This is a genomic window from Thalassobaculum sp. (genome assembly GCF_040219615.1).
GTDB lineage: Bacteria > Pseudomonadota > Alphaproteobacteria > Thalassobaculales > Thalassobaculaceae > Thalassobaculum_A.
On the sequence record NZ_JAVJSE010000038.1, the window covers coordinates 444,712 to 460,312 of the forward strand.

At 72.8% G+C, this 15,601-nt stretch carries 13 protein-coding genes and 1 pseudogene; all 14 read left to right on the forward strand.

Annotated elements, in window-relative coordinates:
- Positions 1 to 211 precede the first annotated feature (211 nt).
- Positions 212 to 685: a division/cell wall cluster transcriptional repressor MraZ gene (gene mraZ / locus RIC31_RS20875; RefSeq protein WP_350112276.1), complete on the forward strand. Its 474-nt coding sequence runs from the start codon at positions 212 to 214 to the stop codon at positions 683 to 685.
- Complete coding sequence (gene rsmH / locus RIC31_RS20880; RefSeq protein ID WP_350112280.1) at positions 682 to 1,674, forward strand: 16S rRNA (cytosine(1402)-N(4))-methyltransferase RsmH; 993 nt, start codon at positions 682 to 684, stop codon at positions 1,672 to 1,674. Before mraZ ends, rsmH begins: the two co-directional genes overlap by 4 nt.
- Positions 1,674 to 2,069 carry a cell division protein FtsL gene (gene ftsL, locus RIC31_RS20885; RefSeq protein WP_350112283.1) on the forward strand — a complete coding sequence of 132 codons (396 nt, stop codon included), beginning with the start codon at positions 1,674 to 1,676 and terminating at the stop codon, positions 2,067 to 2,069. The genes rsmH and ftsL overlap by 1 nt, the downstream gene beginning before the upstream one ends.
- Positions 2,066 to 3,763, forward strand: a complete 1,698-nt coding sequence (locus RIC31_RS20890) for a peptidoglycan D,D-transpeptidase FtsI family protein (protein ID WP_350112286.1) — start codon at positions 2,066 to 2,068, stop codon at positions 3,761 to 3,763. The genes ftsL and RIC31_RS20890 overlap by 4 nt, the downstream gene beginning before the upstream one ends.
- Positions 3,750 to 5,225, forward strand: coding sequence for a UDP-N-acetylmuramoyl-L-alanyl-D-glutamate--2,6-diaminopimelate ligase (locus RIC31_RS20895; RefSeq protein WP_502990138.1), 1,476 nt, complete (start codon positions 3,750 to 3,752; stop codon positions 5,223 to 5,225). Before RIC31_RS20890 ends, RIC31_RS20895 begins: the two co-directional genes overlap by 14 nt.
- Entirely contained in the window at positions 5,222 to 6,646 is a 1,425-nt protein-coding gene (locus RIC31_RS20900) for a UDP-N-acetylmuramoyl-tripeptide--D-alanyl-D-alanine ligase (protein WP_350112288.1), read from the forward strand. Before RIC31_RS20895 ends, RIC31_RS20900 begins: the two co-directional genes overlap by 4 nt.
- 4 nt (positions 6,647 to 6,650) lie before the next feature.
- Positions 6,651 to 7,739: a phospho-N-acetylmuramoyl-pentapeptide-transferase gene (gene mraY, locus RIC31_RS20905; protein WP_350112291.1), complete on the forward strand. Its 1,089-nt coding sequence runs from the start codon at positions 6,651 to 6,653 to the stop codon at positions 7,737 to 7,739.
- A 4-nt stretch (positions 7,740 to 7,743) separates the two neighbouring features.
- Positions 7,744 to 9,150, forward strand: coding sequence for a UDP-N-acetylmuramoyl-L-alanine--D-glutamate ligase (murD, locus tag RIC31_RS20910; protein WP_350112294.1), 1,407 nt, complete (start codon positions 7,744 to 7,746; stop codon positions 9,148 to 9,150).
- A complete protein-coding gene (locus tag RIC31_RS20915) occupies positions 9,147 to 10,271 on the forward strand; it encodes an FtsW/RodA/SpoVE family cell cycle protein (RefSeq protein ID WP_350112297.1) in 1,125 nt (374 codons plus the stop codon). The genes murD and RIC31_RS20915 overlap by 4 nt, the downstream gene beginning before the upstream one ends.
- Positions 10,268 to 11,422 carry an undecaprenyldiphospho-muramoylpentapeptide beta-N-acetylglucosaminyltransferase gene (gene murG / locus RIC31_RS20920; protein WP_350112300.1) on the forward strand — a complete coding sequence of 385 codons (1,155 nt, stop codon included), beginning with the start codon at positions 10,268 to 10,270 and terminating at the stop codon, positions 11,420 to 11,422. Before RIC31_RS20915 ends, murG begins: the two co-directional genes overlap by 4 nt.
- Positions 11,419 to 12,863, forward strand: a pseudogene (gene murC / locus RIC31_RS20925) (UDP-N-acetylmuramate--L-alanine ligase); the annotation flags it as partial. The gene murG and the pseudogene murC, both read left to right, overlap by 4 nt.
- Positions 12,843 to 13,799 carry a UDP-N-acetylmuramate dehydrogenase gene (gene murB, locus RIC31_RS20930; protein WP_350112306.1) on the forward strand — a complete coding sequence of 319 codons (957 nt, stop codon included), beginning with the start codon at positions 12,843 to 12,845 and terminating at the stop codon, positions 13,797 to 13,799. The pseudogene murC and the gene murB, both read left to right, overlap by 21 nt.
- Positions 13,796 to 14,716, forward strand: a complete 921-nt coding sequence (locus tag RIC31_RS20935; protein WP_350112309.1) for a D-alanine--D-alanine ligase — start codon at positions 13,796 to 13,798, stop codon at positions 14,714 to 14,716. Before murB ends, RIC31_RS20935 begins: the two co-directional genes overlap by 4 nt.
- A complete protein-coding gene (locus RIC31_RS20940; RefSeq protein WP_350112312.1) occupies positions 14,704 to 15,579 on the forward strand; it encodes a cell division protein FtsQ/DivIB in 876 nt (291 codons plus the stop codon). The genes RIC31_RS20935 and RIC31_RS20940 overlap by 13 nt, the downstream gene beginning before the upstream one ends.
- Positions 15,580 to 15,601 lie beyond the last annotated feature (22 nt).

The following is a 15,601-nucleotide window of genomic DNA, read 5'->3' on the forward strand; positions in this document are numbered from 1 at the left end:
ACCCTCGCACCCCAAGAGATGACAGGCTCGTCCCGTTGACGCCCACCTGGTCCCATGATATCCCATGCTATCCCATGAACGGGCGGCTCGATCCCACGCCGCACCGTTCGCCGGGCCGGGGCGATCGTCCGGCCGCTGGTCGGGGACGAGGAGGGCGATCGGGCCGCGAGGTCGATGACAAGGGCCGGTTAGCCGGCACGCGAGGGCAGCGGTGGCAGTGTTCCTGTCCACATTCGCGAATAGGGTCGACAAGAAGGGGCGGGTGTCCGTCCCGGCGACCTTTCGCGCCGCCCTCGAGCAGGAGCGGTCGGCCGGGGTCATCCTGTACCCGTCGTTCAAGCACCCCTGCATCGAAGGCTGCGGCGACGAGCGGATCGAACAGATCGCCGCCTCGATCGACGCGCTCGACGCATTCTCCGAGGAAGCCGAGAACCTGCAGACCATCCTGGCCGACTCCGTCCGCCTGACGGTCGACGGCGACGGCCGGGTGATGCTGCCGAAGGACCTGGCGGACTTCGCCCGGCTCGGCGAGACCGCGATGTTCGTCGGCCTCGGCAAGAGCTTCCAGATCTGGGAGCCGGCCGCCTACGAGGCGCATCGCGCCGAGGCGCGCGAGCGGGCCCGGCGGTCCGGCGCGACCCTGCGGCTGGTGTCCAGCACCGACGGCGGCGGAGGCGGCCGATGAGCGCCGCCGCCCTTCCCGCCTCCGACCTCCACGTCTCGGTCATGCTGGCGCCGGTGATCGAGGCGCTGGCGCCGCGCGACGGCGGCCGCTACGTCGACGGCACCTTCGGCGTCGGCGGCTATACCCGGGCCCTGCTGGCGGCTGCGAACTGCACGGTCTACGCCATCGACCGCGACCCCGAGGCGGTGGCGCGGGCCGGCGTGATGGCGGCCGCGGCCAGCGGCCGGCTGATCGCCATCGAGGGCCGGTTCGGGGCCATGGACCGCCTGGTCGCCGCGGCCGGCGCGGAGCATGTCGACGGCGTGGCGCTCGACCTCGGCGTGTCGTCGCCGCAGATCGACGAGGCCGAGCGCGGCTTCTCGTTCCGGTTCGACGGCCCACTCGACATGCGGATGGAGAAGGCCGGCCCGAGCGCCGCCGACGTCGTCAACAAGGCCAGCGAGCAGGAGCTCGCGGACATCGTCTTCCACCTGGGCGAGGAGCGCTATGCGCGCCGGGTCGCCCGGGCGCTGGTCGCGGCCCGGGCGCACGGCGCGATCCAGCGGACCGGCCAACTGGCCGAGATCGTCCGCCGGGTGGTGCCGTCCTCCAAGCAGGGCGGGATCGACCCGGCAACGCGCACCTTCCAGGCGCTGCGCATTCATGTGAACCGCGAGCTCGACGAACTGGACCACGGCCTCGAGGCCGCCGAACGGCTGCTCTCCCCGGGAGGCAGGCTGGCCGTGGTCTCCTTTCATTCCCTCGAGGACCGGCGGGTGAAGACCTTCCTGCGCAAGCGCGCCGGGAAGACCGCCGGGCCGTCGCGCCACGCCGCCGCCGCCATCGCCGGTCCGGCCGAAGGGCCGCGCCCAACCTTCCGGATCCTGACCGGCCGGCCGATCGCGCCGACCGACGAGGAATCCGCTCGCAACCCCCGCGCCCGCTCGGCCCGCCTGCGGGTCGGCGAGCGCACCGATGCACCGGCCTGGCCGGCCGGGGAGGTCGCGTGATGCGCCGGTCGACGGTTCTCTGGTTCCTGATCGCCACCTGTCTCGGTGTCGCGCTGTTCCTGGTGAAGCACGAGGTTCAGCAGCGCGAGGAGCAGCTGGCGTCCCTGCACCGCCAGATCCTGGCCAGCCAGGAGGCGATCCACGTGCTGGAGGCCGAGTGGAGCTACCTGAACCGGCCGGACCGGCTGGAGGCGCTGGTCCGCCGGCACCTGAACCTCGTCCCGCTGGACACCCGCCGCCTCGGCTCGGTCGAGATGCTGCCGATGCGCCTGCCTTTGCCGGGTCCCGGCGACGATCCGGCACTTCCGGTCGACGCCATCGCCCCGACCCTCGCCGGGCTGCCGCCGCTGCCGGTCGGCCGACCCGTCACGTTCACCCGGGAGGTCCGCCGATGAGGCCCCGTGCCGAGACCGTCCGGCTGGAAGGCCACGCCAAGCAGGCGATCGAGACCGGCCGCAACCGGCTGATCCTGGCGGGCTGCCTGATGGCCCTGGCGTTCACCGCCGTCGGCGTCCGGGTCGTGGAGCTGTCGGCCCTGCGCGACCACAACGAGCCCGGCGTGGCGACCGTCTCGCCGGACGCCCGGCTGGCGGTCGGCCGCGCCGACATCGTCGACCGCAACGGCCTGCTGGTCGCCACCTCGCTGCGCACCCCGTCGCTGTACGCCGACCCGCAGGAGGTGCTGGACGCCGAGGACGCAGCCTTCAGGCTGTCCACCGTCCTGCCCGGGATCAACCCGGCCGAGACCGCCGTCAAGCTGGCCTCCGACCGGCGCTTCGTCTGGCTGAAGCGCAACCTGACCCCGCGCGAGCAGCAGGAGGTCAACAGCCTTGGGATTCCAGGCCTGCACTTCCAGGACGAGTGGAAGCGGATCTACCCGCAGGGCAGCCTGACCGCCCATGTGGTCGGGTTCACGGACGTCGACGACCGCGGCATCGCCGGGGTCGAGAGCAGCTTCGACGACGTGCTGCGCGGCGGCCGGGAACCCCTGCGCCTGTCGATCGATCTGCGGGTCCAGCACATCGTCCGCGAGGAGGTTGCCCGCCAGATCGCGACGTTCAACGCGATCGGCGGCGCCGGCGTGGTCATGGACGTCGAGACCGGCGAGACCGTCGCCCTGGTGTCGCTGCCCGACTTCGACCCGAACATCCCGGGCCGGATGGATCCGGACGCCCTGTTCAACCGGGCGACGCTCGGGGTCTACGAGATGGGCTCCACCTTCAAGATCTTCAACACGGCGATGGCGCTGGACAGCGGCACCGCGACCATGCGCAGCGGCTACGACGCGACCCATCCGATCCGGATCTCCCGGTTCACGATCAACGACGACCATGCCAAGGCGCGGTGGCTGTCGGTTCCCGAGATCTTCAAGTACTCGTCGAATATCGGCTCGGTGAAGATGGCGCTCGACGTCGGCACCGAGGGACAGAAGGCCTTCATGGCCAAGCTCGGCATGCTGCGCGAGATCGCGATCGAGCTGCCGGAGCGCGGCCGGCCGATGGTGCCGAGCCCCTGGCGGCCGATCAACACCATGACCATCGCCTTCGGCCACGGCCTGTCGGTCAGCCCGATGCACCTGGTCAGCGGCGTGGCGTCCGTGATCAACGGCGGCATCCGGTACTCGGCGACACTGCTCGCCACCGACATCCCGGCGCGCGGCGAGCGGGTGGTCTCCGAGAAGACCTCGCACAGCATGCGCCAGCTGATGCGGCTGGTGGTCGAGGAAGGCACCGGCCGCAAGGCCGACACGCCCGGCTACCTGGTCGGCGGCAAGACCGGCACCGCCGAGAAGGCCGGCGGGCGCGGCGGCTATCGGCAGAAGTCGCTGATCTCGTCCTTCGTCGCCGCCTTCCCGATGCAGGCCCCGCGTTTCGTCGTGCTGATCATGGTCGACGAGCCGAAGGGCACGAAAGAGACCTTCGGCTACGCGACCGGCGGCTGGGTGGCGGCTCCGGCCGTCAGCCGTGTCATCGCCCGGTCGGCCCCTCTCCTCGGTGTGGCGCCGGTGGACCCGGAATCGCCCGAGATTCGCCGCGATCTGATGATCGAACTGCCGGCCGAGGGAGGTAAGCGCCTTGCGTCTTTCTGAGCTTCTCGACGGCCGCACCATGAGCCCGGCGATCCTCGCCGGCGCCGATCCGGACGTGGCCGGCATGACCGCCGACAGCCGCGAGGTCCGGCCCGGCTGGCTGTTCGCCGCCCTGCCCGGCAGCAAGCTGGACGGCCGCAGCTACATCGACGACGCGCTGGCGCGCGGCGCCTGCGCGGTGCTGACCACGCCGGACGCCGAGACCCGGGTGCGCGGCCGCGTGCCGCTGGTCGCCGACGCCGAGCCACGGCGGCGGCTGGCCCGCCTGGCGGCCCGGTTCTTCGCGGCGCAGCCGGAGACCGTGGTCGCCGTCACCGGCACCAACGGCAAGACCTCGGTTGCCGAGTTCACCCGCCAGCTATGGGCGCTGACCGGCGCCAAGGCGGCCAGCCTCGGCACCCTCGGCCTGATCGTCGAAGGCCAGCCGGAGGGCCCGAGCCTGACCACCCCGGACCCGATCCGCCTGCACGCGGTGCTGAAGGGACTGACCGACCGCGGCGTCGACCATGCGGCGATGGAGGCGTCCAGCCACGGCCTGCACCAGTCGCGGCTGGACGGCGTGCGCGTCAAGGCCGCGGCGTTCACCAACCTGACCCGCGACCATCTCGACTACCACGGCTCGATGGACGCCTATCGGGTCGCCAAGCTGGCGCTGTTCGACCGGGTGATGGTGTCCGGCGGCACCGCGGTCCTGAACGTCGACTCCGCCGAGTACCAGTCCTTCGCCGCCGTCGCCGGGCGGCGCGGCCACCGGATCGTCGGCTACGGCCGGCGCCCGGGCGCCGAGCTGCGGCTGGCCGGGCGCACCGCCACGCCGGAGGGCCAGACCCTCGACCTGATCGTGTTCGGCCGGGCCTACACCGTCGACCTCCCGCTGGTCGGCGACTTCCAGGCCTGGAACGCGCTCGCCGCCCTCGGCCTGGTGATCGCCACCGGTACCCCGCAGGACGCCGCGGTCGCGGCACTCGGCCGGCTGGCCGGCGTGCGCGGCCGCATGGAGCGGGTCGCGGTGCTGGACAACGGCGCCGCCGTGTATGTCGACTACGCCCACACCCCCGACGCGCTGGAGACCGTGCTGCAGGCGGTGCGGCCGCACACCCGCGGCAGGCTGTGGTGCGTGTTCGGTTGCGGCGGCGACCGCGACCCCGGCAAGCGGCCGATGATGGGCGCGGTGGTGGGCCGGCTGGCGGACCGGCCGATCGTGACCGACGACAACCCGCGCTCCGAGGATCCGGCGGCGATTCGCGCGGCCGCCCTGGCGGCCTGCCCCGGCGGCGAAGAGATCGGCGACCGCGCCGAGGCGATTCGCACCGCCGTCTTGCGGCTCGGCCCGGGCGACGTATTGATGCTGGCCGGCAAGGGGCACGAGCAAGGGCAGGAAATCAAGGGCGAGAAGCGTCCTTTCGACGACGCCACGGTGGCCCGCGAGGCCGCCGCAGCTCGCCTGGGAGATCCCGCATGACCGCCCTCTGGACCCGCGACGCCGCCGTCGCCGCGACCGGCGGCCGGCCGCTAGGCCGCGACTGGACCGCGGCGGGCGTGGTGATCGACAGCCGCAAGGCGGGTCCCGGCGACCTGTTCGTCGCGCTGCCGGGCGAGCGGGTTGACGGCCACGACTTCGTCGCCCAGGCGCTGCAGGCAGGCGCCGCCGCGGCCCTGGTCGCGCGCCGCCCGGACGGGCTGGGCGACGACGCCCCGCTGCTGCTGGTCCCGGACGTGCTGGAGGCCCTCGCCGCCCTCGGCCGGGCCGCCCGCGACCGATCGTCGGCCCGCATCGCCGCCGTCACCGGCAGCGTCGGCAAGACCGGCTCCAAGGAGATGCTTGCCGCGGCACTGGCGGCCTACGGCCCGACCCAGGCCAGCCAGGGCAACCTGAACAACCACATCGGCGCGCCGCTGTCGCTGGCGCGCCTCGCGCCGACCGTCGCCCATGCGGTGTTCGAGCTCGGCATGAACCATCCGGACGAGATCCGGCCGCTGGCCCGCCTGGTGCGCCCGCATGCCGCGCTGATCACCAATGTCGAGCTGGTCCACGCCGGGTATTTCACCGGCATCGGGCAGATCGCCGACGCCAAGGCCGAGATCCTGGAGGGGCTGGAGCCGGGCGGCGCCGCGGTGCTGAACCGCGACAACAGCCAGTTCGACCGGCTGGCCGGCCACGCCACGCGCCTCGGGGTCGGCCGGGTCGTGACCTTCGGCACCGGCGCCGGCGCCGACGTGCGGCTGCTGGCCGCCTCGTCCGACGCCGCCGGCACCCGCGTCGAGGCCGAAGTCGCCGGTCGGCGGCTGGCCTGGACGGTCGGGGGCATCGGGCGGCACTGGGCACTGAACAGCCTGGGCGTGGCCGCCACCCTGCTCGCCCTCGACCTGGACCCGGCGACCGGCATGGCGGCGCTGGGCGAAGTCGCGGCCATGCGCGGCCGCGGCGGCCAGGTCCGCCTGGACCTGCCCGGCGGCGCCCTCACCCTGATCGACGAAAGCTACAACGCCAGCCCGCCGGCGGTGCGGGCGGCACTCGCGGTGTTCGCCGACACCCGCCCGGCCACCGGCGGCCGCCGGATCGCCGTGCTCGGCGACATGCTGGAACTGGGTGCAGGCGCGCCGGCCGCCCATCGCGGCCTCGCCGCGGCGGTGACCGCGGCCGCCCCCGACGTCGTGTTCCTGGTCGGCCCGCAGATGCGCTCGCTCGCGGTGACGCTGCCGACCGGCCTGGTTGCCGGTCACGCCGACCGTTCCGAGGACCTCGCGGCAAAGGTCGCCGCCGCGGTGGGCCCGGGCGACGTGGTGCTGGTGAAGGGTTCGCTCGGCATGCGGATGAAGGCGATCGTGACCGCCCTCGAGGCGCTCGCCGTGCCGGCGCGGCACGCGGTCAACGGGGGCTGAACCGATGCTCTACAACCTGCTCGCCCCGCTCGCCGACCAGCACCAGATGTTCAACCTGTTCCGGTACCTGACGTTCCGGACCGGCGGCGCCACCATGACCGCGCTGCTGATCGCCTTCGTGCTGGGGCCGTCGCTGATCCGCTGGCTGAAGAGCCGGCAGCGCGGCGGCCAGCCGATCCGCGAGGACGGGCCGGAGAGCCACCTGCTGACCAAGAAGGGCACGCCGACCATGGGCGGGCTGCTGATCCTGATCGGGCTCAGCGTCTCCACCCTGCTGTGGGCCAACCTGGCCAACCCCTATGTCTGGGCGGTGCTGCTGGTGACCATCGGGTTCGGCGCCATCGGCTTCGGCGACGACTGGCTGAAGCTGACCCGCCGCAACTCCAAGGGCCTGCCCGGCCGGTTGAAGCTGGCCTTCCAGATCGCCATCGGCACGGCCGCCACCCTCGGGATCTCGGCGACCGTGGCCGAGCCGCTGACCTTCGGCGTGGCGGTGCCGTTCTTCAAGGACCTGCTGATCCAGCTGTCCTGGTTCTTCGTGCCGTTCGCGGTGTTCGTGATGGTCGGCGCCTCCAATGCAGTGAACCTGACCGACGGGCTGGACGGCCTGGCGATCGTCCCGGTGATGATCGCCGGCGGCTGCTTCGCGCTGATCGCCTACCTGTCCGGCAACGCGGTGTTCGCCAACTACCTGCAGATCCACCACGTCCCGGGCGCCGGCGAACTGGCCGTGCTGTGCGGCGCCATGGTCGGCGCCGGCCTCGGGTTCCTGTGGTTCAACGCGCCGCCGGCCATGGTGTTCATGGGCGACACCGGCTCGCTGTCGCTGGGCGGCGCGCTCGGCGCCATCAGCGTCGTCACCAAGCACGAGCTGGTGCTGGCCATCATCGGCGGGCTGTTCGTGCTGGAGACGGTCTCGGTGATCGTCCAGGTGGCCTCGTTCAAGCTGACCGGCCGCCGGGTCTTCCGGATGGCCCCGCTGCACCATCACTTCGAGAAGAAGGGCTGGCAGGAGCCCACGATCGTCATCCGGTTCTGGATCATCGCCTTCATCCTGGCGCTGATCGGCCTCGCGACCCTGAAGCTGAGGTGACGCGATGGTGACCCTCGGCTTCGCGCGCGACCACGTCTATGCGGTGATGGGCCTCGGCAAGTCCGGGGCCGTCGCCGCGCGGGCGCTCGCCGCCGCCGGAGCCAGCGTGCTGGCCTGGGACGACAGCGCCGAGCGGCGCGCCGCCCTGGACTCGACCCCGGGCGTCACCGTCGCCGACCTGGCGGCCCGCGGCCTGGCCGGCGTCGACGCCCTGGTGCTGTCGCCCGGCATCCCGCACACCCACCCCGAACCGCATCCGGTGGCGGCCGCCGCCAAGGCGGCCGGCGTGCCGATCATCGGCGACGTCGAGCTGCTGCTGCGCGCCCTGCCGGACCGCCGGCTGGTGGCGATCACCGGGACCAATGGCAAGTCGACCACCACCGCGCTGATCGGCCATGTCCTGGCCGGCGCCGGCGTGCCGGTCGAGGTCGGCGGCAACCTCGGACGTCCGGCGTTGGAGTTCGACGACCCGGGCGCCGACGGCGTCATCGTGCTGGAGCTGAGCTCCTACCAGCTCGAGCTGACCCCGTCGCTGGCGCCGACGGTCGCGGTCTGGCTGAACGTCACCCCGGACCATATCGACCGGCACGGGGACCTGGCGGGGTATGTCGCCGCCAAGCGCCGGATCTTCGCGCACCAGACCCCGAGCGGCCTGGCGGTGATCGGCTGCGACGACGCGATCTCGCGCGACGTCGCCGAGCGGCTGCGCCGCGACGGCCGCCGGGTCGTCGACGTCTCCGGCGAAGGGCCGGTGGTCGGCGGCGTCTACGCCGAGGACGGCGAACTGGTCGATGCCCGCTCCGGGCGGCCCGAGACCGTGCTCGTGCTGGCCGAGGCGCCGGCGCTGCCGGGCGATCACAACGCCCAGAACGCCGCCGCCGCCTATGCCGCCTGCGCCGCCCTGGGCCTCCGGCAGCAGGCGATCGCCGACGGTATCCGCGGCTTCCCCGGGCTCGCGCACCGCCAGGAGCGGGTCGCCGCGGCCGACGGCGTGCTCTACGTCAACGACTCGAAGGCCACCAACGCCGACGCGGCGGCCCGCGCGCTGGCCTGCTACAGCGCGATTTACTGGATCGCCGGCGGCCGCGGGAAGGAGGGCGGCGTCTCCTCCCTCGCCCCCTACTTCCCGCGGATCCGCAAGGCCTATCTGATCGGCGAGTCGGCCGGCAGCTTCGCGCGCCAGATCGGCGACGGCTGCCCGACCGCCCTGTGCCGGACCCTGGAGATGGCGGTCCGCCAGGCCCATCTCGACGCCCGTGCCGACGGCCGGCCGGACGCGGTCGTGCTGCTGTCCCCGGCCGCCGCCTCGTTCGACCAGTTCCCGAACTTCGAAGCTCGCGGCGACCGCTTCCGGGCGCTGGTGCAGGACCTGCTGGACGGCGACGGCGACCGCGAGCGGAGGGCGTCATGAGCGCGATCGCCCGCACCGATACCAGCGTGTTCGGCAAGTGGTGGTGGACCGTCGACCGCTGGACCCTCGGCGCGCTGTTCCTGCTGGTGCTGATCGGCGCGCTGCTGATCCTGGCCGCCAGCCCGGCGGTCGCCGAGCGCATCGGCCTGGACGCCTATCACTTCGTGCAGCGCCAGTTCCTCATCATGCCGGTCGCATTGAGCGTGATGGTCGGGGTCTCGCTGCTGCCGCCCCTGCAGATCCGCCGGATGGCGGTGCTCGGCTTCGTGGCCACCGTGGTCATGCTGCTGCTGGTGCCGCTGGTCGGGCAGGAGATCAAGGGGGCGAGCCGGTGGCTTTCGCTGGGCGGCTTCACGATCCAGCCGAGCGAGTTCGCCAAGCCGTTCTTCGCGGTGGTCACCGCCTGGATGTTCGCGGAGTGGCGGCGCGACGACGCGTTCCCGGGCCACATCATCGCCATCGGGCTGTACCTGATGACCGCCGCCCTGCTGCTGTCGCAGCCCGACCTCGGCATGACCGTGGTGGTGTCGGCGATCTGGTTCGGACAGTTCTTCCTGGCCGGACTGCCGATGATCCTGGTGGTCGGCTTCATCGCCGTCGGGGTGGTCGGCCTGATCGGCGCCTATTTCCTGTTCCCGCACGTCTCCAGTCGGATCGACCGGTTCCTCGATCCGTCGGCCGGCGACAGCTATCAGGTCGACCGCTCGCTGGAGGCCTTCATGAACGGCGGGCTGATCGGCACCGGACCCGGCGAGGGCACGGTGAAGGCCTATCTGCCGGACGCCCATGCCGACTTCATCTTCGCGGTCGCCGGCGAGGAGTTCGGCGGCATTGCCTGCCTGGTGATCATTGCGCTCTACGCCTTCGTCGTGCTGCGCGGCTATGCCCGGCTGCTGGGCGAGCAGAGCCTGTTCGTGCTGCTGGCCGCCACCGGCCTGCTCACCCAGTTCGCCCTGCAGGCGCTGATCCACATGGCGTCGTCGGTGCACCTGATGCCGGCCAAGGGCATGACCCTGCCGTTCGTCAGCTACGGCGGCTCGTCGCTGCTGGCGCTCGGCCTCGGCATGGGCATGGCGCTGGCCCTGACCCGCAAGCGCTTCGGCGGAGAGGACCTGCCATGAGCGGTCTCGTCCTGCTCGCCACCGGCGGTACCGGCGGCCACGTGTTCCCGGCCCGCGCCCTGGCCGAGGCCCTGCTGGCGCGCGGCCATCGGGTCGGCCTGGTGACCGACCGCCGCGGCACCGCCTTCGAGACCGAGAGCGGCCCGCTCGAGGTGCATCGCATCCGCGCCGCCGGCATCGCCGGCCGCGGCGTGCTGGCCAAGGTCCGGGCAGTCGGCGAGCTGGTACTCGGCTACCTGGAGGCGCGGCGCCTTATCGCTAGCCTGACCCCGTCGGTGGTGGTCGGCTTCGGCGGCTATGCCAGCGTGCCGACCGTGCTGGCCGCCTCGGCCCGCGGCGTGCCGGTGGTCCTGCACGAGCAGAACGCGGTGCTCGGCCGCGCCAACCGCCTGCTGGCCCCCCGCGCCGACGCCATCGCGGTGTCGTTCGCCGACGTCAGGAAGGTGCGCGCCGCCGACCGCCGCAAGCTCGAGCTGACCGGCAACCCGGTACGCGGGGCGATCCGCGCCGTGCGCGACCGGGTTCATCCGATGCTGGCGGGCGATGCCCCGATCCCGCTGCTGGTCACCGGCGGCAGCCAGGGCGCCAGCGTGTTCGCCGATCTGGTGCCGGCGGCGGTGAAGCTGCTGCCGACCGACCTGCGCGACCGGCTGCGCGTATCGCAGCAGGCCCGCGAGATCGAGCTGGAGCAGGTGGTCGCGGCCTATCGCGACATCGGCGTCGTCGCCGAGGTCCGCCGGTTCTTCGACGACATGCCGGCGCGGCTGGCCGACGCCCGGCTGCTGATCTGCCGCTCGGGCGCCTCGACGGTCGCCGAGAACACGGTCGCCGGGCGCCCGGCCCTGCTGGTGCCCTATCCGCACGCCATCGACGACCACCAGACCGCCAACGCCCGCGCCGTCGCGGCCGCCGGCGGCGCCCGCCTGCTGCCGCAGGCCGCCCTCGACGCCGCGACCCTGGCCGAGTGCCTCACCGAGGTGCTGTCGGACCGTACCGGTCTCGCGGCCATGTCGGCAGCCGCCCGCGGTGTCGGGGTGCCGGATGCCGTCGACCGGCTGGCCGACCTGGTCGAGCGCCATGCCCGCCATCCGGCGACCCGGAACGGGGCCGCCGCCACCACCGACAGTTCCGCCCGGAGGGCCGCCGCGTGAGACAGCTTCCGCTCAGCATCGGCACCATCCATTTCGTCGGGATCGGCGGGATCGGCATGAGCGGGATCGCCGAGATCCTGCACAACCTCGGCTATACCGTTCAGGGCAGCGACATCGCCGACAACCCCAGCGTCAAGCGCCTGAAGGGGCTGGGCATCCCGGTGTTCGTCGGCCACGACGCCGGCAATGTCGACGAGGCCTCGATCCTGGTGGTGTCGACCGCGATCAAGACCGACAACCCGGAGCTGGTCGCGGCCCGCAGCCGCATGCTGCCGATCGTCCACCGCGCCGAGATGCTCGGCGAGCTGATGCGGCTGAAATGGTCGATCGCGGTCGCCGGCTCCCACGGCAAGACCACCACCACGTCGCTGGTCTCCGCGGTGCTCGACGCCGCCGGCCTGGACCCGACGATCATCAACGGCGGCATCATCAACGCCATCGGCACCAACGCCCGGCTCGGCGCCGGCGACTGGATGGTGGTGGAGTCGGACGAGTCGGACGGCAGCTTCGTCAAGCTGCCCGCAACCATCGCCGTGGTCACCAACATCGACCCGGAGCACCTGGACTTCCACGGCTCGTTCGAGAACCTGCAGAAGGCCTTCGAATCCTTCGTGCAGAACATCCCGTTCTACGGCTTCGCGGCCATGTGCCTGGATCACCCGACGGTCCAGACCCTGATCCCGAAGGTCTCCGACCGCCGCATCGTCACCTACGGTTTCAGCCCGCAGGCCGACGTCCGCGGCATCGACGTCGAGATCACGCCGGCCGGCTCGCGCTTCACCGCGGTGATCGCCGACCGCCTGCAGGGCGGCGAGCGCCGGCTGGAGAGCCTGCTGCTGCCGATGTACGGCCAGCACAACGTCCAGAACGCCCTGGCGGCGATCGCCGTCGCCAACGAGATGGGCCTGCCCGACGACGTGGTGACCGCCGGCCTGCAGGGCTTCGCCGGCGTCAAGCGGCGCTTCACCAAGACCGGCGAGGCCGGCGGCGTCACCGTGATCGACGACTACGGCCACCACCCGGTGGAGATCGCCGCGGTGCTGTCGGCGGCGCGCGCCGCCTCGGGCGACGGCCGCACCATCGCGGTCGTCCAGCCGCATCGCTTCACCCGGCTGCGCGACCTGTTCGAGGACTTCTGCACCTGCTTCAACGACGCCGACGCGGTGATCGTCGCCGACGTCTACCCGGCCGGCGAGGCGCCGATCCCCGGGGTCGACCGCGACGCCCTGGTCGAGGGACTGCGGGCGCGCGGCCACCGCCGGGTGGTGGCGCTGCAGGACCCGGTCGACCTGGCCGCCCGGGTGGTCGAGCTGGCGCGCAGCGGCGACATGGTGGTCTGCCTCGGCGCCGGCAACATCACCGGCTGGGCCCAGGCGCTGCCCGACCAGATCCGCCACATCCTGGCGAGCGGAGACGGCCGATGATCACCCTCGCGTCCCCACGGCATCGCAAGCCCATGACCCATCTGATCGAACGGCTGCCGCCGGTGCGCGGCGAATACCGCGCCGACGCCCCGACCGCGCAGCTCACCTGGTTCCGGGTCGGCGGCCCGGCCGAGGTGCTGTTCCGCCCGGCCGACGAGGCCGACCTGGTCGACTTCCTGGCCGGCCGCCCGGCCGACATCGCCGTCACCGTGCTCGGCGTCGGCTCCAACGTCCTGATCCGCGACGGCGGCATGCCCGGCGTGGTGATCCGGCTCGGCAAGAGCTTCGCCGAGGCGCGGGTCGACGGCGGCCGGGTGATCGCCGGCGCCGGGGCGCTCGACGTCACGGTCGCCGCCACCGCCCAGCGCGCCGGGCTGACCGGCCTGGAATTCCTGTCGGGCATCCCAGGGACCATCGGCGGCGCCCTGCGCATGAACGCCGGCGCCTACGGGTCCGAGATCCGGGACGTGCTGGTCTCGGTGCGCGCCATCGATCCGCTGGGCCACGGCCACACCCTGGGCGTCGACGACATGGACCTGTCCTACCGGCACTGCGGCGTCCCCGAGGACTGGATCTTCACCAGCGCCGTGCTGCGTGCCCGCACCGGCAACCCGGAGACCATCGCCCAGGCCATGGCCGACATCCGCGACGCCCGCGAGGACACCCAGCCGCGCCGGGTCCGCACCGGCGGCTCGACCTTCGCCAACCCGCCTGGCGGCAAGGCCTGGCAGCTGATCGACGCGGCCGGCTGCCGCGGCCTGCGGATCGGCGGCGCCCAGGTGTCGGAGAAGCACTGCAACTTCCTGCTGAACGTCGGCGACGCCAGCGCCGCCGACATCGAGGCGCTCGGCGAGGAGGTGCGGCGACGGGTCCGGGAGACCAGCGGGATCGAGCTGCGCTGGGAGATCCGGCGGATCGGCGAACCCAAGCCTGCGAAGGGCGGTGCGGCATGAAGCGGTCCGACACCCATGTGGCGGTGCTGATGGGCGGCTGGTCGCCGGAGCGCGAGGTGTCGCTGTCGTCCGGCCGCGAATGCGCCAAGGCGCTGCGCCAGGCCGGCTGGCGGGTGACTGAGATCGACGTCGACCGCGGGATCGCCGGCAAGCTGTCGGCAGTCAAGCCGGACGTGGTGTTCAACGCGCTGCACGGCCCGGTCGGCGAGGACGGCAACATCCAGGGCATGCTGAACATCCTCGGCATCCCCTACACCCATTCCGGCGTGCGGGCCTCGGCCGTGGCCATGGACAAGCCGACCGCCAAGGACGTGTTCGCCCGCCACGGCCTGCGCTGCCCGGAGGGCCGGGTGGTGACGCTGGCCGACTTCGAGGACGGCGAGCCGCTCGAGCCGCCCTACGTCATCAAGCCGATCGACCAGGGCTCCAGCGTCGGCGTGCACATCGTGCGCGAGGGCGACAACTACCGGCCGACCAAGGCCGACTGGCCGTTCGGCGACGCCGTGCTGGTCGAACGCTACGTGCCCGGCCGCGAGCTGACGGTCGCGGTGTGGGACGGCGAGGCCATGGAGGTTACCGAGATCACCTCGGACCGCGGCTTCTACGACTACGAGGCCAAGTATTCCGCCGGCGGCTCGATCCACCTGCTGCCGGCCCCGGTGCCGGAGGACATCCGCCGGCAGGCCATGGACATTGCCGCCCGCGCCTTCCGGTCGCTCGGCTGCCGCGGCGTGAGCCGGGCCGATTTCCGCTACGACGACACCGGCGGCGGGCCCGGAGAGCTGTACCTGCTCGAGATCAACACCCAGCCGGGCATGACCCCGACCTCGCTGGTGCCGGAGCAGGCCGCCCATCTCGGGATCCCGTTCCCCGACCTGGTGTCGCGGATGGTGGAGGATGCGCGATGCGACGACTGATCGCCGGTCCCCGCAAGGCCGCCCCGCGCAAGGCCGCCGGCCGGCCGCGCCGCCGGGCCCGGCCGGCCTGGCTGGCGCCGGCGCTGCGCTGGACCGCCGGCGCGGTGGCGCTCGCCACGCTGGGCGGCGGGATCGGCTGGGTGGTCGAGTCCGGCCGCGCCGTGGCCGCCTGGGACACCGCGGTCGACGGCCTGCACCGGATCACCGCCGATGCCGGCCTGGCGGTCGGCGACGTGCTGGTCACCGGGCGACGCGAGACCGACGTGGCGGCCCTGCTGGACATGGTCGGCATCGAGCGCGGCATGCCGATCCTGGCGGTCGACCTGGACGCGGTGCGGCAGCGCGTCGAGACCCTGCCCTGGGTCAAGGACGCGCGGGTCGAGCGGCATCTGCCCGACACCCTGTTCATCACGCTGACCGAGCGCCGGCCGCTGGCCCTCTGGCAGCGGCACCGCGCCCTCGCGCTGGTCGACGAGGACGGCGTGGTGATCACCGACGGCAAGCTCGGCCGGTTCGCCGACCTGCCGATCGTGATCGGCGACGGGGCGCCGGAGCGGGCCCGCGAGGCGATCGCCATGCTGGCGCGCGAGCCGGACCTGCTGGCCCGGGTGCGGGCGCTGACCTGGGTCGGCGACCGGCGCTGGACGGTGCGGCTCGACGACCTGCAGGGCGGCGGCATCGACGTGCAACTGCCGGAGAGCGGCGCCGCCGCCGCCTGGACGCAGCTCGCGGTGATGGAGCGCGACCACGGCGTGCTGCGGCGCGAGGTGACCACCGTCGACCTGCGCATTCCGAACCAGCTGATCGTGCGGGTCCCGCCGGGCGCCGAGGAGCGCGCCAAGGCCCCCGGCAAGAACACCTGAGCCCAGAGACCAAGAGCGAATG